The organism is Aeromicrobium sp. WCS2018Hpa-31, assembly GCF_031843905.1.
In the GTDB taxonomy this organism is placed as follows: domain Bacteria; phylum Actinomycetota; class Actinomycetes; order Propionibacteriales; family Nocardioidaceae; genus Aeromicrobium.
This window is the reverse complement of record NZ_JAVTJF010000004.1, coordinates 275,924-294,326: the sequence shown is the minus strand read 5'-3', so window position 1 is coordinate 294,326 and position 18,403 is coordinate 275,924. Positions and strand designations below refer to the sequence as shown.

19 protein-coding genes are annotated in these 18,403 nt (G+C 72.4%); 12 read left to right on the top strand and 7 right to left on the bottom strand.

All coding sequences use genetic code 11. The features are described 5' to 3' along the window. Positions 1–21 precede the first annotated feature (21 nt). Genes RQG84_RS07145 through era form a run of 5 tightly spaced genes read left to right on the top strand, consistent with a single transcriptional unit; the run spans position 22 to position 4,098 of the window. Positions 22–1,038: a PhoH family protein gene (locus RQG84_RS07145; RefSeq protein WP_055965301.1), complete on the top strand. Its 1,017-nt coding sequence runs from the start codon at positions 22–24 to the stop codon at positions 1,036–1,038. Next, positions 1,016–1,549, top strand: coding sequence for an rRNA maturation RNase YbeY (gene ybeY, locus RQG84_RS07140; RefSeq protein WP_055965304.1), 534 nt, complete (start codon positions 1,016–1,018; stop codon positions 1,547–1,549). Before RQG84_RS07145 ends, ybeY begins: the two co-directional genes overlap by 23 nt. Then, positions 1,546–2,841, top strand: a complete 1,296-nt coding sequence (locus tag RQG84_RS07135; protein ID WP_311209447.1) for a hemolysin family protein — start codon at positions 1,546–1,548, stop codon at positions 2,839–2,841. Before ybeY ends, RQG84_RS07135 begins: the two co-directional genes overlap by 4 nt. Further along, positions 2,834–3,187, top strand: coding sequence for a cytidine deaminase (locus tag RQG84_RS07130; protein WP_311209446.1), 354 nt, complete (start codon positions 2,834–2,836; stop codon positions 3,185–3,187). Before RQG84_RS07135 ends, RQG84_RS07130 begins: the two co-directional genes overlap by 8 nt. After that, complete coding sequence (gene era, locus RQG84_RS07125; protein ID WP_311209445.1) at positions 3,184–4,098, top strand: GTPase Era; 915 nt, start codon at positions 3,184–3,186, stop codon at positions 4,096–4,098. The genes RQG84_RS07130 and era overlap by 4 nt, the downstream gene beginning before the upstream one ends. 12 nt (positions 4,099–4,110) lie before the next feature. Here era and RQG84_RS07120 read toward each other — a convergent pair whose 3' ends face one another. After that, complete coding sequence (locus RQG84_RS07120) at positions 4,111–4,377, bottom strand: acylphosphatase (protein WP_311209444.1); 267 nt, start codon at positions 4,375–4,377, stop codon at positions 4,111–4,113. 56 nt (positions 4,378–4,433) lie between these two features. Here RQG84_RS07120 and RQG84_RS07115 point away from each other — a divergent pair, with 56 nt between their 5' ends. Continuing rightward, entirely contained in the window at positions 4,434–5,447 is a 1,014-nt protein-coding gene (locus RQG84_RS07115) for a PHP domain-containing protein (RefSeq protein ID WP_311209443.1), read from the top strand. A gap of 29 nt (positions 5,448–5,476) precedes the next feature. Here RQG84_RS07115 and RQG84_RS07110 read toward each other — a convergent pair whose 3' ends face one another. The 3 genes from RQG84_RS07110 to RQG84_RS07100 form a co-directional block, all read right to left on the bottom strand. Next, positions 5,477–5,848, bottom strand: coding sequence for a hypothetical protein (locus tag RQG84_RS07110; RefSeq protein WP_311209442.1), 372 nt, complete (start codon positions 5,846–5,848; stop codon positions 5,477–5,479). Positions 5,849–5,867: 19 nt separating this feature from the next. After that, positions 5,868–6,602 carry a hypothetical protein gene (locus RQG84_RS07105; protein WP_311209441.1) on the bottom strand — a complete coding sequence of 245 codons (735 nt, stop codon included), beginning with the start codon at positions 6,600–6,602 and terminating at the stop codon, positions 5,868–5,870. Positions 6,603–7,452: 850 nt separating this feature from the next. Then, on the bottom strand, positions 7,453–7,935 hold the full coding sequence (locus tag RQG84_RS07100) for an NAD(P)H-dependent oxidoreductase (RefSeq protein WP_311209440.1): 483 nt from the start codon (positions 7,933–7,935) through the stop codon (positions 7,453–7,455). A gap of 193 nt (positions 7,936–8,128) precedes the next feature. Between RQG84_RS07100 and RQG84_RS07095 the strand changes: the two genes are divergently transcribed. The 5 genes from RQG84_RS07095 (at position 8,129) to RQG84_RS07075 (ending at position 13,526) form a co-directional block, all read left to right on the top strand. Next, positions 8,129–8,284 carry a hypothetical protein gene (locus RQG84_RS07095; protein WP_156364825.1) on the top strand — a complete coding sequence of 52 codons (156 nt, stop codon included), beginning with the start codon at positions 8,129–8,131 and terminating at the stop codon, positions 8,282–8,284. A 37-nt stretch (positions 8,285–8,321) separates the two neighbouring features. Continuing rightward, entirely contained in the window at positions 8,322–9,032 is a 711-nt protein-coding gene (gene aqpZ, locus RQG84_RS07090) for an aquaporin Z (protein WP_311209439.1), read from the top strand. A 121-nt stretch (positions 9,033–9,153) separates the two neighbouring features. Further along, a complete protein-coding gene (locus tag RQG84_RS07085) occupies positions 9,154–10,095 on the top strand; it encodes a MoxR family ATPase (protein WP_055965337.1) in 942 nt (313 codons plus the stop codon). A gap of 4 nt (positions 10,096–10,099) precedes the next feature. Then, entirely contained in the window at positions 10,100–11,362 is a 1,263-nt protein-coding gene (locus RQG84_RS07080) for a DUF58 domain-containing protein (protein ID WP_055965340.1), read from the top strand. A 19-nt stretch (positions 11,363–11,381) separates the two neighbouring features. Further along, positions 11,382–13,526, top strand: coding sequence for a DUF3488 and transglutaminase-like domain-containing protein (locus RQG84_RS07075; protein WP_311209438.1), 2,145 nt, complete (start codon positions 11,382–11,384; stop codon positions 13,524–13,526). A 147-nt stretch (positions 13,527–13,673) separates the two neighbouring features. On the opposite strand, the gene RQG84_RS07070 is transcribed toward RQG84_RS07075, so the two are convergent. Together RQG84_RS07070 and RQG84_RS07065 are read right to left on the bottom strand one after the other, a co-directional pair. Then, positions 13,674–15,134, bottom strand: coding sequence for an AMP-binding protein (locus RQG84_RS07070; protein ID WP_311209437.1), 1,461 nt, complete (start codon positions 15,132–15,134; stop codon positions 13,674–13,676). Then, on the bottom strand, positions 15,131–16,477 hold the full coding sequence (locus tag RQG84_RS07065) for an SLC13 family permease (protein ID WP_311209436.1): 1,347 nt from the start codon (positions 16,475–16,477) through the stop codon (positions 15,131–15,133). The genes RQG84_RS07070 and RQG84_RS07065 overlap by 4 nt, the downstream gene beginning before the upstream one ends. A gap of 127 nt (positions 16,478–16,604) precedes the next feature. Here RQG84_RS07065 and RQG84_RS07060 point away from each other — a divergent pair, with 127 nt between their 5' ends. Continuing rightward, the gene (locus tag RQG84_RS07060) at positions 16,605–17,342 is read left to right on the top strand and encodes an IclR family transcriptional regulator (RefSeq protein WP_311209435.1); all 738 of its coding nucleotides are present in this window, start codon (positions 16,605–16,607) and stop codon (positions 17,340–17,342) included. 4 nt (positions 17,343–17,346) lie between these two features. Here RQG84_RS07060 and RQG84_RS07055 read toward each other — a convergent pair whose 3' ends face one another. Continuing rightward, positions 17,347–18,384: a glutathione S-transferase C-terminal domain-containing protein gene (locus RQG84_RS07055; protein ID WP_311209434.1), complete on the bottom strand. Its 1,038-nt coding sequence runs from the start codon at positions 18,382–18,384 to the stop codon at positions 17,347–17,349. Positions 18,385–18,403 lie beyond the last annotated feature (19 nt).

The following is an 18,403-nucleotide window of genomic DNA, read 5'->3' as shown; positions in this document are numbered from 1 at the left end:
CCCGTACGATGGTGGGCAGACATGACTTCTGACTTGCCCGGGGACCAGCGACCCCACACCTTCACCGTCCCGACCAGCATCGACACCGTCGCCCTCTACGGTCCGGCCGACGCGTTCCTGCGCATCGTCGAGGACGCCTTCGACGCCACCGTGCACGCGCGCGGCAACGTCGTGACCGTCACCGGCGAGCCCGGCGAGGTGGCCCTCGTGGAGCGGCTGCTCGACGAGCTCGTCGCCATCGTGCGCACCGGCCAGGGCCTCACGGCCGAGACGGTCGAGCGCAGCATCTCGATGCTGCGCACCGAGACCCAGGAGCGCCCGGCCGAGGTGCTCAGCCTGAACATCCTGAGCAACCGTGGCCGAACCATCCGGCCCAAGACGCTCAACCAGAAGAAGTACGTCGACGCGATCGACAAGCACACGATCGTCTTCGGCATCGGCCCGGCCGGCACCGGCAAGACCTACCTCGCCATGGCCAAGGCCGTGCAGGCGCTGCAGGCCAAGGAGATCACCCGCATCATCCTCACGCGGCCCGCGGTCGAGGCGGGGGAGCGGCTGGGCTACCTGCCCGGCACGCTCAGCGAGAAGATCGACCCCTACCTGCGTCCGCTCTACGACGCGCTGCACGACATGCTCGATCCCGAGACGATCCCCAAGCTGCTCACCAGCGGGACCATCGAGATCGCGCCGCTGGCGTACATGCGCGGCCGCACCCTGCAGGACGCGTTCATCATCCTCGACGAGGCGCAGAACACCACGCCCGAGCAGATGAAGATGTTCCTCACCCGGCTCGGCTTCGGCTCCCAGATCGTCGTCACCGGCGACGTCAGCCAGGTCGACCTGCCGTCGGGCCAGAAGAGCGGTCTGCGCGTCGTGCGCGACATCCTCGCCGACGTCAAGGACATCCACTTCTCCACGCTCACGTCGCAGGACGTCGTCCGCCACAAGCTGGTCGGTCGCATCGTCGCTGCCTACGACGCCTTCGAGTCGGCGTCGGGCCCGGGGCAGGTGGACCATGAACGTCGACGTCCTCGATGAGTCGGGGCAGGGCGTCGACGTCGTCGCCCTCACCCGGCTCTGCCGGTTCGTCATGCGACGCATGCGGCTGCACCCGGCCACCGAGCTGACCGTCCGCCTGGTCGACACCGACACCATCGCCGTGCTCAACGAGCAGTGGATGGGCAAGAAGGGCCCCACCGACGTGCTCTCCTTCCCCATGGACGAGCTCTCGCCGGGCCGGCAGGACCGCGAGCCCGAGGAGGAGCCCGAGGGCTATCTCGGCGACATCGCGCTCTGCCCCCAGGTGGCGGCGCAGCAGGCCCCGGCGGCCGGGCACGATCCGTCCGACGAGATCGAGCTGCTCACCGTCCACGGCATCCTCCACCTGCTGGGCTACGACCACGCCACCGCCGAGGAGCACGCCGAGATGTTCGGCATCCAGGGTCGTCTGCTCCTGGAGTGGCAACGAGCGGCGGCCGGCACGGACGTCGAGGAGGGCTCCCTGGCCACCGGGTCCGGAGCCGTCGAGCCGAAGGACACGCCGCGATGACCGTGGCGATCGTCGCGTCGATCGTCCTGGCGATCCTCGCCGGTCTGTTCGCGAGCATCGACGCTGCTCTGTCCTCGTTCTCGCGCGCACGCGCGGCCGAGCTCGGCGACGAGGGTCGCGGTGGTGCGGCGGCGCTCAGCCGCATCCTCGAGGACCCTGCCCCGGCCCTGAACGCCGTGCTGCTGCTGCGGGTCGTGTGCGAGACGGCGGCCATCGTGCTCGTCGCCCTCGTCGTCGACGACTACGTCGACGGGCTGTGGTGGCAGATCGGCGTGGCCGTCGCCATCATGGTCGTCGTCTCCTACGTCCTCATCGGCGTCGGTCCCCGCACTCTCGGGCGCCAGCACAGCGAGTCGGTCGCGCTCGCGTCCGCCGGACCCGTGCGACTCCTCACCGCCCTCCTGGGGCCGGTTCCGCGCCTGCTGATCGTCGTCGGCAACGCCCTGACGCCCGGACGTGGCTTCCGCGAGGGCCCGTTCGCCTCGGAGGTCGAGGTCCGCGAGCTGGTCGACCTGGCGGCGGCCAGCAGCGTCATCGAGTCCGACGAGTCCAAGATGATCCAGTCGGTCTTCGAGCTGGGCGACACGATCGTGCGCGAGGTGATGGTGCCGCGGCCCGACCTCGTGTTCATCGAGCACTCCAAGACGCTGCGCCAGACCATGTCCCTCAGCCTGCGCAGCGGGTACTCGCGGGTCCCCGTGATCGGCGAGAACCTCGACGACGTCCTGGGGATGGCCTACCTGAAGGACGTCACCAAGCGCGTCTTCGACAATCATGTGGCCGAGTCCACCGAGAAGGTTGACTCGATCATGCGACCGTGCCTGTTCGTCCCCGACACCAAGCCGGCCGACGACCTCCTGAAGGAGATGCAGGCGCAGCGCACCCACGTCGCGATCGTCGTCGACGAGTTCGGCGGCACGTCGGGCATGGTCACCATCGAGGACATCCTCGAGGAGATCGTCGGTGAGATCACCGACGAGTACGACACCGAGCCCGACGAGCTCGAGGCGTTGTCGGACGGGTCCTACCGGGTGAGCGCACGCTACGACGTCGACGACCTGGGCGAGCTGTTCGACATCGACCTCGACGACGAGGACGTCGACTCGGTCGGCGGCCTGGTCGCCAAGCACCTCGGCAAGGTGCCGATCCCCGGCAGCACGGTCGAGATCGACGGTCTGCGGCTCGTGGCCGAGGCACCCAGCGGACGCCGCAACCGCATCGGACGCGTGCACGTGTCGCGCCTGGAGCCCGAGCCCGTGTCCGAGCCGAGCAACGGAGGATCCCGTGACTGACCGACCCGACAGCGACCTGGTGACCCTCGCCCCGGAGGACGCCAAGCTGGTGACGCTCGCACGAGCCACGCGAGCACGCACGCAGGCTCCCGCGGGGGCTGCCGTGCGCGACCTCGACGGGCGCACCTACGCAGCCGCCCAGGTCGACCTCCCGTCGGTCCGGGTCGGGGCGCTCGAGCTGGCCGTGGCCATGGCGGTGTCGTCGGGCGCGCGCGGCCTCGAGGCTGCCCTGGTGGTCGCCGACGACCTGCCCGATGTCGCACCCGTGCGCGACCTCGCCGGCAACGGGGTGCCGGTGCTCCTGGCCGACCCGGCCGGTCGGGTCGTCGACAGGACGACCACATGAGCTTCCGGTCCGGCTTCGCCTGCTTCGTCGGCCGCCCCAACGCCGGCAAGTCCACGCTCACGAACGCGCTGGTGGGTGAGAAGGTCGCCATCACGTCGTCGAAGCCGCAGACCACGCGGCACGCCATCCGTGGGCTCGTGCACCGCCCCGACGCCCAGCTCGTGCTGGTCGACACGCCCGGCCTGCACCGACCGCGGAACACGCTGGGACAACGCCTCAACGACATCGTCCGCACCACGTGGGCCGAGGTCGACACGATCGCGATGTGCTTCCCCGCCGACCAGAAGATCGGGCCCGGGGACCGCTTCCTCGTGGCCGAGCTGGCCAGGATCCGGCGGGCGCCCGTGCTGGCCGTCGTCACCAAGACCGACCTCGTGGCACCCGAGCGCGTCGGGCAGCAGCTGATGGCGGTGCAGGAGGCCGGTCGTGCCGCTGGTCTGGAGTGGCGTGAGATCGTGCCCGTCTCGGCCGTCAACGGCGACCAGGTCGGCCTGCTGTCGGACCTGCTGGTGGCCACGCTGCCCGAGGGCCCGGCCCTGTATCCCGAGGGTCAGCTCACCGACGAGCCCGAGACGACGCTGGTCGCCGAGATCGTGCGCGAGGCCGCCCTGGAGGGTGTGCACGACGAGCTGCCGCACTCCATCGCCGTCGTGGTCGACGAGATGACCCCGCGCGAGGATCGTCCGGCCGACCGCCCGCTGCTCGACGTGCGGGTCAACGTGTACGTCGAGCGCGACAGCCAGAAGGGCATCGTCATCGGTCGCAAGGGTGCGCGGCTCAAGGAGATCGGCACGACCTCCCGCGGCCAGATCGAGCGCCTCCTGGGCACGCCGGTGCACCTCGACCTGCACGTGAAGGTGGCCAAGGACTGGCAGCGCGACCCCAAGCAGCTGCGCAAGCTCGGCTTCTGAGCCGGGTCGGGGTCAGACGGTCCTGAAGCCCGACTCGCCCTGCGGCTCCTCGTCGGTGACGACCATCTCGGTCACCGAGGCGCGCGGAGGTCCGCCACGGCACCAGGCGACCATCTGGTCGACGGCGGCCGGCTCACCCTCGAAGACCGCCTCGACCGTGCCGTCGGGTCGGTTGGTGACCCAGCCGGCCAGGCCGAGGCGGCCCGCCTCCTGCTCGCACGAGGCGCGGAAGAAGACCCCCTGCACCCGACCGTGGACGACGACGTGACGGCGGACCATGGGACGACCGTACCCGTGCACTGGCGGCCCCTCGGCGACCGCGACACGATGGCGTCATGGACCCCGTGTCGGCGCTCGACGAGATCGGCTTCTGGCTGGAGCGTGCCCGCGGATCGACCTACCGGGTCGAGGCCTTCCGCAGGGCCGCCCGCACGCTCGCCTCGCGTGACGACGTCGAGCAGCTGGCCTCCGCGGGTCGGTTGCGGACGGTCGACGGCATCGGCGAACGAACGGCCGGTGTCGTCGTCGAGGCGCTGCAGGGGAGGGTGCCCGCCTACCTCGTCGAGCTGCGGGAGCAGGGGGAGGGTCCGCTCGTCCCGGGCGGCGAGCAGGTGCGGGCGACGTTGCGTGGGGACCTGCACGCCCACACCGACTGGTCCGACGGCGGTTCACCGCTCGAGCTGATGGCTCGGACGGCGGCTCGGCTCGGGCACGAGTACCTCGCGATCACCGACCACTCGCCACGCCTGACGATCGCGAACGGGCTGACGGCCGACCGGCTCGAGGCGCAGCTGGAGCTCCTCGCCGAGGTGGACGCCGAGGTCGACGGCGTCAGGGTCCTCTCGGGCATCGAGGTCGACATCCTCAAGGACGGGTCGCTGGACCAGGACGACGCCCTGCTCGACCGGCTGGACGTCGTGGTGGCGAGCGTGCACTCGGACCTGCGGGCCGACAGCATCGCGATGACGCGGCGGATGCTCGGCGCGGTGCGGCACCCGGCCACGGACGTGCTCGGCCACTGCACCGGTCGGCTCGTGGAAGGCTCGCGGGGGAAGCGGCCGCCGAGCAGGTTCGACGCGAAGCGGGTGTTCGCCGCCTGCGCCGAGCACGGCGTGGCCGTCGAGATCAACGCCCGTCCCGAGCGGGCGGATCCGCCGGACGACCTGGTGGCGCTGGCGCTCGACGCCGGCTGCCTGTTCAGCATCGACTCCGACGCGCACGCACCCGGCCAGCTCGACTTCCTGGACCACGGGTGCGCCCGTGCCGCCGCTCTGGGCGTGCCCACCGATCGCATCGTCAACACGTGGCCGGTCGACGACCTGCTCGCCTGGACGTCGCGCCGCCCCTGAACCCACCGCTGCCCGAAGGGCGAGCGGCGCTAGGTCGCGGGGGAGCCGGCGGCCTCGCACACGTCGGCCGTGGCCGCCAGCGTCCTCAGGTAGTCGGCGTGCACGACGGCGGCCTCGGTGCCCCTCGGCGTCGTCGCCACTGCGGCAGCCGCACGGGCCAGCGGTCGGAGCTCGGCGGCGTCGGACGTCGACAGGGTGTCGGCCTCCGCCGTGAGGGCGTCGGCGAACGTGCGCATCGCTGCGACGTCGTCCCGTGGGACGTCGCCGTCCACGTGCTTCTCGACGAGGTCGCACCCCGCTGCGAGGGGGTCGGCGCCACCGGCCGCATCCCTGTCAGCGCCTGCCGAGCACCCCGCCAGCAGCACCACGACCGCGAGGGTGGCCCACGTCCTGGACGTCATCGTCGTCGTGAGCCAGGGCTCACAGGTGGGCGGCGAGGGTGCGGGCGTCGCGTGGCGAGACGGGGTCGGGGACGCGGCCGGTGATCTCGTCGTAGACGTCGATCAGCTCGCCGAGGTCGCGGACCATGCGACGAGCACGCGCCTGGCCGTCGGCGCAGTCGGCGCGGCACTCGCCGGCAGCCACGCGGTGCGCGACGGCGAGCGTCGCGAGGGACCACGCCTCGGGTGCGGTCAGGTCGGGGGCCGCGGCGAACGCCATGATCCGCGACGCGTTGCGGTGGTGGTCGGCGTGGTCCTCGTCGAGGTCGCCCTCGCGGCTCGGGGTCGTCCGCGCGACCTCCCAGGCCGCGGCCACCTGCTCGACGTCCGTGCTGTCGTGCAGGTCGCCGTCGTGGGAGTCGAGCAGCGCGAGCGTGCGGTCCGCGTAGCCCTGTGCGCCGGCCCGTGCCGTGGGATCGACGAGACGCAGCACCTGGCGGGCCTGGGCCAGCCGCAGGCGGGTCCGCAGCTCCACCGAGTCCTCGCTCGTGCCGAAGAGGCGTCCGACGAGCGGGACCAGGCGGTGGCGGTCGGCGTCGCTGGAGAGGTCGTTCGCGACCCTCGCCTCGTGCGCGAGCAGCGGGTGGGTGCACTCCGGGCGGTCGCTCCACGGCTCGCCCGCCAGCACCGAGACGTACTCCATGACGCACGCCTCGCCGGCCTCGGCGTCGTGGGCGCCGGCCGTGAGCGTGGGCAGACCGGTGGGAAGCGTCATGCCTCCATGATCCCAGGAGAGGCAAAGGTCGGCGCGTCGTCCTTCTGCTGCGTTGCGTCGGCTCGGTCATCACGTGCCGCTGCGCTGCTCCGGCTGGGTCTCGACCTGCGGCTGCGTGGCTGTGGGTGGGCCTCGACTGCGGCGGCGTCGTCTCGGCCTGGTCGCGCCTTGCGTCTGCGTCGCTCCGGGCTGGTCGTTCCTTGCTGCTGCTTCGCTCCGGGCTGGTCGTTCCTTGCTGCTGCGTCGCTGTGGCTGCGAGTCGGCTCGGTCTCCGAAAGGGCCTCGACCGGCGGAGGGGTCCGGGGTCGGGTGAGCTCTCGGAGCGTGGCTCGGGGGACGCACGATTCTGCGTTCGTGCGTGAGGGGGCGAAGGATGCTGCGTTCGCTACGGGATCCCGTCGTGAACGCAGCATCGTTCGGGCTTCTGCACGCGAAGGCAGAATCCTGCGTCCAGCGGGGCTTCGGTGCGCGGCGGGTGGGCAGAGATTCTCCCTTTGTGCGGACCGTTCCACGCAGAAGGAGAATCACTGCCCGTACGGGGCCCTTTTCGTCGCCACGATGCTTCATTCGCGTGGCACGGTCCACGCGAAGGAAGCATCGTGCGTGGATCCCGCGCAGAGGAAGAATCGTGGCCGCGCCCCGCAGACCCAACCGGCACGAGACCCCCCGCTCCGGTCGAGGCCCTTTCGGAGACCACGCCCACTCGCAGCCACAGCAACGCAGCAGCAAGGCCAGACCCCCTGCAGCGACGCAGCAGCGAGGACAGACCCAGCCGAGCGACGTCGCGGCACGGGGAGAGCCCAGCCGAGCGACGCAGCAGCGAGCGCCCAAGGCGCGGTCGGAGACTCCGTCAGTCGCTGAGCAGGGCGGCGAGCGTCGCGCCCACCTCGTACGCGGCTGCCAGGTGGTCGTCGTCGACGTCGCCCAGGACCTGCAGGGGCTCGGCGGCCTGGCGCCAGGGGAGGGCCTCGGCGATGGAGCGCAGCGAGCGCACGGCACCCTCCGTGTCGTAGCGGCCGTGCACCACGAGGGCGTAGGGCAGGCGGCCCGAGGCGGGCGCGCCCCCACCGTCGTCGGAGAGGGCCCCGCCGATGTCGAGGAACGTCCGGTCGAACAGGTCCTTCACGAGCCCCGACATGTAGCCGAAGTTCGCCGGGCACAGCACCACGATGCCGTCGGCGGCGAGCACGTCCGCGGCCGACGTCTCGTCGGGAGCCAGTGCCCGCACCTCGACACCCTCGATCGCGTCGTCGTTCGCGCCCGAGACGAGGGCGTCGCCGAGGGCCGCGGTGCCTCGGGTGGGGGTGTGGCGCACCACCAGGAGCGTGGTCACGGCGTCACGTCCGTCCCGGATCGAGGTTCGCAGCGCATCGCCCCAGTCTTGCCCGGCCGGCTGTCCTGCGCCACCGCCTGGCGCGTGCACGCGGGATCGGTGACCCACGTCATAGCGCCCCGTGCGTGACGAATGACCTTCTCGACCCCACTCATCCATGTCCACCCAACCCCGCGACGACTGGAGACCTCCCATGGCTCGACCCAAGCGCAACGCCTTCGCCCTGCTCGGCTGGATCGTCTGGAAGCTGCTCGCGCTCGTCGGGCTTCCGATGGCCAAGCGCAGGCTCGAGGAGAGCAACCGCAACCGGAACCGCAGCCTGAGCCACCGACGTCGCGGCCGTCGCTGACAACCCTGCCACCGACGCACGAACGAGAGGAGCTGCCGTGAGCAGCACGACCCCGCCCACCACCGCCCAACGCCTCGGCGCCGAAGGTCTCGGCACCTTCTGGCTCGTCCTCGGCGGTTGCGGCACCGCCGTCCTTGCCAGCAAGGAGGTCGGGACCGTCGGCGTCGCGCTGGCGTTCGGCCTGACCGTCCTGACCGGCGCCTACGCCTTCGGCCCCGTCTCCGGCGGCCACTTCAACCCGGCGGTGTCCGTCGGGCTGGCGGCGGCTCGCCGGTTCGCGTGGAAGGACGTCCCCGCCTACGTCGCGGCCCAGGTCGTCGGTGCCACCGTGGCCGGTGCCGTCCTGCTGGCCATCGCGCACGGCAAGCCCGGCTTCGACGCCGTGGCGTCGGGCTTCGCGACCAACGGCTTCGGTGACCGCTCGCCCGGCGGCTACGGCCTGTGGGCCGTGGTGGCCACCGAGGTCGTCCTCACCGCCTTCTTCCTCTTCGTGATCCTCGGTGCGTCGGCCAAGCGGGCCGCGGTCGGCTTCTCCGGCGTGGCGATCGGCCTCGCGCTGACCCTCATCCACCTGGTGAGCATCCCGGTGAGCAACACGTCGGTGAACCCCGCCCGGTCCCTCGGCGTCGCCTGGTTCGCGGGTGGTGACGCCCTCGCGCAGGTGTGGGTGTTCGTCCTGGCGCCCGTCCTGGGTGCCGTCGTCGCGGGCATCGCGCACGCCACGCTGCTCGGCGACGAGGAGGCCTGAGCGACGCGACGGGCGGCGGTCGCGCCTCGATCGACCCGGGCGGAAACTCTTCGCTCCTGTGCGCCGTTGAGCCTTGCAGGGGATGATGGTGCCGTCCCGAGAACCCGACCGAGGGAGTCCCATGGACGACGCCCGCGCCGCCGCCCGTCGCGTGCTGGCCAACATCGAGTCCGTCGTCGACGGCAAGCCCGACGCGGTCGAGGCCGCCCTCGTGGTGCTGCTCGCCGAGGGACATCTGCTGATCGAGGACGTCCCCGGCGTCGGCAAGACGGTCCTCGCCCGAGCCCTCGCACGCAGCGTCGACGGATCCGTCCGGCGCATCCAGTTCACCCCCGATCTGCTGCCCTCCGACATCACCGGTGTCTCGGCCTACAACCAGCAGCGCGGGGAGTTCGAGTTCAAGCCCGGTGCCGTCTTCGCGAACATCGTCATCGGCGACGAGATCAACCGGGCGTCGCCCAAGACCCAGTCGGCGCTGCTCGAGGCGATGGAGGAGCGGCAGGTCACGGTCGACGGCCACACCCACCCCCTCGCCACGCCGTTCAGCGTGATCGCCACGCAGAACCCGTACGAGATGGAGGGGACGTACGCCCTCCCCGAGGCCCAGCGCGACCGGTTCACCGCACGCATCTCCATGGGCTACCCCGACGCCGCCGCGGAGCTGGAGATGGTGCGCGACCGCGACGTCGACAACCCGCTCGACCGGCTGCGTCCCGTGGTCACGATCGACGAGGTGCGCGAGATGATCGTCCGCACCCGCGCGGTGTTCGTCTCCGAGGCCGTGGAGCGCTACTGCGTCGACCTGGCCCGGGCCACGCGCGACGACGCCGCCCTGCGGCTCGGCGCCAGCCCACGCGCCACGCTGCAGCTGGTCCGGGCAGCCAAGGCGCGCGCCTTCGTCCACGACCGCGAGTACGTGCTCCCCGACGACGTCGACGCGCTCACGGGCCTGGTGCTGCCGCACCGGCTCGTCCCGGCCCGTGGGTCGGCGCCCGCCGAGGAGACCGTGCAGCGGATCGTCGCCGCCACCCCGGTGCCTCAGGGGGCGGTCGAGCCCCGATGAGCCCGTGCCGCTCGAGGACGCCGTGAGGCGCACGTCGCTGCGCAGCTGGTCCTCCGTCCGCCTCACGCCGCGGGGGATCGGCTTCCTGGTGGCGGCCGGCGTGCTGCTGGTCGCCGCGCCCGCCCTGTCCCTTCCTGCGCTGCTCAGCGTCTCGGCCATGCTGCTGGGCCTGGTGGTCATGGCCGCCGTCTTCGTGGTCGCGGGGCAGTCGAAGGTCGCGATCGAGCGCACCTTCTCGCCCGAGGTCGTGTCGCCGGGGGCGATGACGACGGCGACCGTCCGGGTCTCGAACTTGTCGGTCCTCCCGGCGCTCGAGGCGCGCTGGGTCGACACGGTCCCGAACGGGCTGAGCGCCGAGGCCAGCGGTGTGCTCCCGGCCCTCGGTGGAAGCCGCACGCGCCGGTCCCAGGTCAGGTTCCGATACTCCGTGCAGGGTCTGCGACGTGGACGGCACGCGATCGGCCCGCTGCGCGTCGAGGTGGTCGATCCGTTCGGCCTGGTGCTGCGGCGCCACTCCTTCGGTGGTGCGCAGGACCTCGTGGTGCTGCCGCGCCGGCACACGTTGTGGCCGTTGGCCCCGCACGGTGCCGACCACGACGGCGCCAGCCGCGCCGCGCCCCAGAACGCCGGCATCGGTGAGGACGACGTGGTCGCCCGCTCCTACATGCCCGGCGACGCCCTCAAGCGCATGCACTGGAAGGCCACCGCCCACCGAGGCGAGCTCATGGTGCGCCAGGAGGAGCAGCAGGTGAACCCGCGCGCCGGCCTGGTCCTCGAGACGCGTGCCGGGTCCCACGCGACAGGGCGGGACGGCGGCGACTGGGTGTACTCCCCGGAGCTGGAGTGGGCCGTGAGCGCCACCGCATCCGTGCTCGGGCACCTGGTCCGGGTCGGCTACGCCGTCGCGGTCCGTGCCACGGGGAGCGCCGTCGACCGCGTGCTCGACGACGGGGACGTGCTCGACGACGCGCTCGTCGACCTCGCCGTGCTCGAGCCGTCCACCGCTCCGACCCTCGACGGGATCGACCCGGGGGAGCGGACCGTCTTCGCCGTGCTCGGTCGGCCCGACACCGATCGCGCGGCCGAGTGGGTCGACGCGCTCTCGCACGCCACCACGGTGCTGGCGCTCGTCGGCGCCGGCACGCGTGACGCCGCCCTCGACGTGCTCTCGGCCGCCGGGTGGCGCTACGTCACCTACACCGCCCAGGACGACGTCGCCGAGCTCTGGTCCGACCTGGGGGTGAGCCGGTCCCGTGCTGCGTCCTGAACCCTCCACCCGACGGGCCGTGACCGCGGCCCGACGCCGACCGTGGCTCGAGCACCTGCTGGTGCTCACCGCGCTTGCCGCCCTTCTCCTCGGCTACACGACGGTCGTCGAGGGACGCGACTGGTGGGTCACCACCACGCTCGTCGCGGGGCTCGTGGCCCTGGTGTGCGGGGTGCTCGGGTCGTTGGCCCCACGGCTCGCGGTCCCGGTCGGGGCCGTCGTGCTGGTGCTGGTGCTGGGGTGGGTCTTCGTGCCGGAGACCTTCGCCGGTCTCGTGCCCACCTGGTCGACCCTGACCGGGCTGTGGTCGTCGCTCGAGCGCGCCCAGGTGCTGGTCATGGAGGAGGCCGCTCCTGCCGCGGCCGCCCGGCCGATCGTCCTGCTGCTCGCCGGGGCGTTCGGCGCACTGATCCTGCTGGTGGAGCTGCTGCTGCGACTGCGCCACGGTGCCCTGCTCGTCGGCGCGATCCTGGTCTCGGTGTACGCGGCACCCGCGCTGGTGTCGGGCGAGACTCCCTCGGTGTGGCTCTTCGTCGTCCCGGCCGCCCTGTGGCTCGTGCTGCTGCGGGTCCGCACGCAGAGCGCGGCCCGCGGCTGGTCCACGGTGGTCCCCGCCCTCGGGCTCGGAGGGTCGGCCCTGCTCGTCGGCGTGCTGCTCCCGCCGGTCATGCCCGACGTCACGGCCGTGGCCAAGCCCTGGGGCGAGCCGCCGCCGCAGGTGTTCGGGCGCGGCATCAACCCGATGCTCCAGCTCGGGCAGAACCTGCGCCGCAACAGCTCGGCGGTCGCCGCCACGTACACCACCACGCTCGACAGCCCGCCCTACCTGAAGGTCGCCGTGCTCCGCGACTTCGAGGGGCGCACGTGGCGTCCTGCCCGGTCGCAGGCGGGCGACGCGTTCGAGAGCCGCATCGCCATCGACGACGACATCCCCACGACCGAGGCGACGACCCGCGTGCGCATCGACGAGCTGCGCAGCACCATGCTGCCCGTGCCGTACCCGGCACTCGACATCGACGGGCTGCGGGGGGCGTGGACGTACCAGAGGGCGGGGCTGACGGTCACCTCCCGCTCCGCCACCACCGTGGGCCAGGACTACTCCGTCACCAGCCTCGACCGGCAGCCGACGGCCGAGCAGATGCGCGCCCTGTCCACCGGCACCGGCGTCGGGGCGTCGCTGCAGACGTACCTCAGCCTGCCCGGTGACGTGCCGGCCGTGGTGGGCGACACCGCGCGGGAGGTCACCGCCGACGCCACCAACGACTACGACCGGGCGGTCGCGGTCCAGGACTACCTGCGCGACAACTTCGTCTACTCCGAGACCGCCCCGGTGGCCGAGGACTACGACGGCAACGGCGTGCGCGTCCTGGAGACGTTCCTGGAGGAGAAGGCCGGGTACTGCGTGCACTTCTCCTCGGCCATGGCCGTCATGGCCCGCGAGCTGGGCATCCCCTCGCGCATCGCGGTCGGGTACGCGCCGGGCCAGGCGGTCGGCAACGACGACGACGGTGACGCGGTGTACGAGGTCACGTCCGACGACCTGCACGCATGGCCCGAGCTGTACTTCGACGGCGTGGGCTGGGTGGGCTTCGAGCCGACGCCCGGGGTCGGCGCCCGCACCGGGTTCGAGGAGCCCGACGCCCCCGAGTCCGACACGAGCGACGACACGACGGACGAGTCGACGCCTCAGCGCCAGGCGGACGCGGCCGACCGCGGTGGGTCCGTGACGCAGGAGGCCGTGGGTGTCGACGACGCCGCCCCGACGGCCCCGCGCACGGCGGCCACAGTGGGACTCGGGCTGCTCGTCGCCGCGCTGCTGCCCGGTGCGCTGCGGTACGTCCAGCGACGTCGGCGGCTGGGTGGCTCCGCTCCCGACCCGTGGTGGCGCGAGGTCGAGGCGTCCGCGCTCGACGTGGGCCTGGCGGTCCCGGCGGCCGGCACCCCGCGGGGCCTGGCCGACGTCGTCGCTCCCCGGGTCGACCCCGACGACCTGCGTCGCGTGGTCACCGCGGTGGAGCGGTCGCGGTACGCCCGTCCCGGTACCGACGTCTCCGACGAGCGCGAGAGCGTGCGCCGGGTGGTCGACCAGGTCCGGGAGTCCGGGTCCCGCCTCGAGCGGCTGCGAGCGCGCTTCCTTCCGCGGTCGCTCTGGCGACGCGGCTAGCCCGGTGAGAGGTAGGCAGCGCGCGGAACGGCCGGGTGAGAGGTAGGCAGCGCGCGGAATGGGCGCCCGTATCCGCGTCCCACCTACCTCCGACCGGCAGATGACGCGCACCACCTACCTCTGACGGCCCGAACCGGCGCGCACACGTCAGGCAGGTGCGCCGTCGCCCGCGCCCGCGGCCGTGTCGAGCAGGGACTTCTTCTGCACCTTGCCCATCGCGTTGCGCGGGAGCGTCTCGACGAACCGGACCTCCCGCGGTCGCTTGTGCCAGGCCAGGTCGTCGGCCACGTGGTCCACCAGGCGGGCCGCGAGCTCGTCGGTCCCGTGCCCGGGGGCCACCACCGTGTAGGCGACGATGCGCTGGCCGAGGTCCTCGTCCGGGAGGCCTAGGACGGCGACCTCCAGCACCTCCGGCACGGCGAGCAGCGAGGTCTCGATCTCACCCGCCCCGATGCGGTACCCGCCGGACTTGATCAGGTCGACCGACTCGCGCCCGACGATGCGGTGGAGGCCGTGGGCGTCCTTCGTCGCGAGGTCGCCGGTCGAGAACCAGCCGTCGGGACCGAGCACCTCGGCGGTGACCTCGGGCAGGTTCAGGTAGCCCTCGAAGAGCATCGGACCGCTCACCTCGAGCCGGCCGACGGTCTCACCATCCGCGGGCACGTCCTGCCCGTCCTCGCCCCGCACCCGCGTCCGAGCGCCCGTCACGGGGACGCCGACCCAGCCGGGACGACGCTCACCGTCGGCGCGCGTGCTGAGCGTGATCATGGTCTCCGTCATGCCGTACCGCTCGACGAGCGCGTGGCCGGTCAGCTCGCGCAGCCGCTCGAACACGGGGACCGGCAGGGCTGCGCTGCCCGAGACCAGCAGACGCGCCGGGGCGAGGGCGCGCGCGGCGTCGGGGTCGCGGGCGATCCGCGTCCACACGGTGGGCACGCCGAAGTACATCGTCCCGCCGGCGGCGGCGTAGGCGGCAGGAGTGGGCCGCCCGGTGTGCACCACGCGGGACCCGACGTGCAGCGACCCGAGGATGCCGAGCACCAGCCCGTGCGTGTGGAAGAGGGGGAGCCCGTGGGCGACCACGTCGGCATCGGTCCAGTCCCAGGCGTCGGCGAGCCCCTCGATGCCGGTCCGCAGCGCACGGTGGCTCATGACCACGCCCTTGGGAGCGCCGGTGGTGCCGGAGGTGTAGAGGATGATCGCCGGCGCGTCGTCCTCGGCCGACGTCGGCAGCGCGCCGTCGGACCCCGCCTCGCCGTCGGGCAGGGCGAGGACGGGAAGCTCCACCCCGTCGCGTGGCGGCCCGACCCAGCAGGTGGCGGCGGAGTCGGCGACCACGTGGGCGATCTCGGCCGACCCGGCGTCGGGGGGCACCGGGACCACGGGCACGCCGGCGACGAGGCACCCGACCACCGCCACGACCGTGTCGAGGGTGGGCTCGGCGCAGACCGCGACCGGTCCGTCGTCGGGAAGGTCCCGCGCGAGTGCGGCCGCGGCACGGCGCAGCTCGGACCAGGAGGCGGTCCGGTCGCCCACGCGCACCGCGTCGGGACGGTCGGGTCGCCGTGTGTCGCGGAAGGCGGCGAGGAACGTGGTCGCGTCGGTCATGAGAGCACCATCCCAGGCAGGATCAGGGTGAGGGTCAGGGCGACCGGGCCGATGACAACCATGGACAGGCCCCACCGGGTCAGCAGGCTGGTCATCCGGGGCCGCTCGTCGGGGTCGACGGTGGTGGCGACGTAGGTCGCGCCCACGGTGGAGAACGGTGAGACGTCGACGATCGACGCACACACGCCGATCGCGCAGATCATGGCCCAACCGGGGATGCCGCCGTCGGCGATGAGGGGGAGGGCGAGCGGGACCAGCGCGGCGAGCATGCCCGTGGTCGACGCGAAGGCGGAGATCAGACCGGCGGCGGCGCACAGGAGCAGGGCGGCGACGACGGGGGACCCGACGTCGACCGCGCGCTCGCCGAGCAGGTCGATGACGCCCATCTGGGTGAGCACGCCGACGTAGGTGATGATGCCGCCCACGAGCAGGACCGAGCCCCAGTCGATGCGGGTCATCGCGGCCTTGCCCGCGGCGGGGTCGACGAGTGCGAGGACGGCGCCGAGCCCGAAGCCGATCACCCCGATGTCGGGCTCCAGCCCACCCAGCGCCATCACGATGACGGCGACGACGAGCGCGACCATGCAGACCATGGTCAGCACCTGGTGGGGCTTCGGTCGGCCGGGGTCGCGGGGCGCGTCGTCGGAGGAGCCGGCAGGGCCGTCCAGGGAGAGCGACGACTGTCCGTACTCGGGCAGTGCCGATCCGCGGGCGACGAGCGTGCGCTCCAGACGTGACTCCCCGCGCACGCCACGGCGACGCCCGAACAGCAGGTGCGCCACGGCCAGCAGCACGAGGTTGACGACGACGGCCACGGCGAACAGCAGGAGGGGGCTGAGGTCGATGCCCGCGCTGTCGGCCGTGCCCCACGTGATGATGCCGAACAGGCTCGTGGGCGCGAAGGCACCGGCGCTCAGTCCGCAGCCCATCGACAGGGCCATGAGGATGGGATCGATCCCGCGCTTCCGCGCGATGCTCATGCCCATCGGCGCCATCACCAGGCCGCCGAGGGGCGCGCCCATGGCGGAGACGGCGGCGGTCAGCAGGAAGAACGTCGTCGGGAGCACCGCGTCGCGGTCCCCGACCTTCGCCAGCGAGGTGTCGATGAGCCAGTCGATGGTGCCGTTGCTGTGGGCGATGCCGAAGAAGTAGGTCACGCCGACGAGCAGCACGAGGATGCTGAGCGGGAACCCGGCGACCACCTCCTCGAGCGTCATGTCGGCGAGCCAGAGGCCGACCACGGCGGCGACGGGGAACAGGACGATGCCGATGTTCACGTTGCGGGCGGCGGCGATGCCGAAGACGACGACGAAGATGCCGAGCGCGACCAGCTGACCGGTCATGGTTCCTCCAGGGTCGGTGGGGGACGAGGCGACCTGGTCCGTCTGGTGGACCGACGTGCCGCCTGTCGGAACGAGCGTGTAACGTAGACCACACAGCGACCAGGAGCAAGCGGGACAGGGAGGCGACATGACGACGGCCAGCGTGGTCACGGCCTTCGCCGTGCTCGAGCACGTCGCGGAGCACCAGCCGGTCGGGCTGTCGGACCTGGCGCGTGCGGCCGACCTCCCCAAGAGCACGGTGCAGCGGTGCCTGCTCACGCTGCAGGAGATCGGGTGGGTCGAGAGCTCGGGGTCGGCGCCGACGCGGTGGTCGATGTCGCTGCGCGCGCTGTCGGTCTGCGGGACCGCCGGGGCCCGCGAGAGCCTGCGCGACCTGGCGCTGCCGATCATGAGCGACCTCCAGCTCGTGACGACCGAGACGGTGCACCTCTGCGCGCCGGACGGCGACGTGCTCGTCCTGCTGGAGCGGCTGGACACGTCGCACGCGCTGAGGGCCTTCCTGCCGCTCGGCGAGCGCATCCCCCTGCACGCGTCCGCCACCGGCCTGGCCTACCTCTCGGCCTGCGACGACGCCACCGTCGAGCGGTACCTGGCCGGCCCGCTCGAGCCCCGCACACCGAGCTCGCTGGTCGATCCCGACACGATCCGCGCCGAGCTGGTGCGCATCCGCGAGCGCGGCTACTCCGTCAACGAGAACGGTCTGTCGAGCGGCATCAGCTCGGTCGGTGCCGCCGTGCTCTCCCGGTCCGGCGTCGTGGGAGCCCTGTCCGTGTCGGGCCCGTCGATCCGCATCGAGCCCTCGAGGTTCACCGAGCTGGGCACCCAGGTGGTCGAGTCGGCGAGGCGGCTGAGCCGCCTCCTCTGAGAGCTCAGGCCGGGGGAGTCCCGTCGCCGAACGGGGAGCCGCCCAGCTCCTCGCGGTGGTGCGCCGTCGTCCACCCGGACAGGTCCGGGCCCTTCGGCACGATGCTCGTGGGGTTGATGTCGGTCTGCACCACGTAGTAGTGCTGCTTGATCTGCTCGAAGTCGGTCGCGTCACCGAAGCCGGGGGTCTGGTAGAGGTCGCGTGCGTAGCCCCAGAGCGCCGGCATCGTCGCGAGCGTCTGGCGGTTGGCCTTGAAGTGCCCGTGGTAGACCGCGTCGAAGCGGGCCAGCGTCGTGAACAGGCGCACGTCGGCCTCGGTGATCGAGTCGCCCATGAGGAAGCGACGCGTGGTCAGGCGCTCCTCGAGCCAGTCCAGCGCCGTCCAGAGCCGGTCGTAGGCGGAGTCGTACGCCGCCTGCGACCCGGCGAAGCCGCAGCGGTAGACGCCGTTGTTCACCTCGGTGAAGACGCGGTGCATCACGTCCTCCATCTCGTCGCGCGTGGCCTCGGGCCAGAGGTCGGGGGCTCCGTCGCGGTGGTGGTCGGTCCACTCGAAGAAGAAGTCGTGGGTGATCCACGGGAAGTCGTTCGTGACCACCTGGCCGCTGGCGACCTCCACCACCGCGGGCACGGTGATGCCGCGCGGGTAGTCGGGGTAGCGCGCGAAGAAGGCGTCCTGCAGGCGGGGGATCCCCAGCACCGGGTCGACGCCGTCGGGGTCGAGGTCGAACGTCCAGCTGCGCTTGTCGTGGGTGGGTCCGGCCAGGCCGAGCGAGATCGCGTCCTCGAGCCCGAGCAGACGTCGCACGATGACCGTGCGGGTGGCCCACGGGCACGCGAGCGCGGCGACGAGGCGGTAGCGGCCGGCCTCGACGGGCCACAGGGGAGCGTCCTTGGCCGGGGGCTTGCCCGTGCCGGCGCCGCGGTCGTCCACCGGCTCGCCGCCGGTGCGCGTGATCCGGTCGGGGATGTAGTTCATGTCGCGGTCGAACTCCTGGCCGCTGGTCACGTAGGAGCCGGTCGTGGACTGGTCGCTGCTCATGCCCCCAGTCTGGCCGACC

Coding starts and splice junctions, on each gene's coding strand:
- RQG84_RS07060 (WP_311209435.1), top strand. CDS start 16,605: ATGACGACGGCCAGCGTGGTCACGGCCTTCGCCGTGCTCGAGCACGTC.
- era (WP_311209445.1), top strand. CDS start 3,184: ATGAGCTTCCGGTCCGGCTTCGCCTGCTTCGTCGGCCGCCCCAACGCC.
- RQG84_RS07065 (WP_311209436.1), bottom strand. CDS start 16,477: ATGACCGGTCAGCTGGTCGCGCTCGGCATCTTCGTCGTCGTCTTCGGC.
- RQG84_RS07145 (WP_055965301.1), top strand. CDS start 22: ATGACTTCTGACTTGCCCGGGGACCAGCGACCCCACACCTTCACCGTC.
- ybeY (WP_055965304.1), top strand. CDS start 1,016: ATGAACGTCGACGTCCTCGATGAGTCGGGGCAGGGCGTCGACGTCGTC.
- RQG84_RS07135 (WP_311209447.1), top strand. CDS start 1,546: ATGACCGTGGCGATCGTCGCGTCGATCGTCCTGGCGATCCTCGCCGGT.
- RQG84_RS07115 (WP_311209443.1), top strand. CDS start 4,434: ATGGACCCCGTGTCGGCGCTCGACGAGATCGGCTTCTGGCTGGAGCGT.
- RQG84_RS07120 (WP_311209444.1), bottom strand. CDS start 4,377: ATGGTCCGCCGTCACGTCGTCGTCCACGGTCGGGTGCAGGGGGTCTTC.
- RQG84_RS07055 (WP_311209434.1), bottom strand. CDS start 18,384: ATGAGCAGCGACCAGTCCACGACCGGCTCCTACGTGACCAGCGGCCAG.
- RQG84_RS07085 (WP_055965337.1), top strand. CDS start 9,154: ATGGACGACGCCCGCGCCGCCGCCCGTCGCGTGCTGGCCAACATCGAG.
- RQG84_RS07095 (WP_156364825.1), top strand. CDS start 8,129: ATGGCTCGACCCAAGCGCAACGCCTTCGCCCTGCTCGGCTGGATCGTC.
- RQG84_RS07110 (WP_311209442.1), bottom strand. CDS start 5,848: ATGACGTCCAGGACGTGGGCCACCCTCGCGGTCGTGGTGCTGCTGGCG.
- RQG84_RS07070 (WP_311209437.1), bottom strand. CDS start 15,134: ATGACCGACGCGACCACGTTCCTCGCCGCCTTCCGCGACACACGGCGA.
- RQG84_RS07105 (WP_311209441.1), bottom strand. CDS start 6,602: ATGACGCTTCCCACCGGTCTGCCCACGCTCACGGCCGGCGCCCACGAC.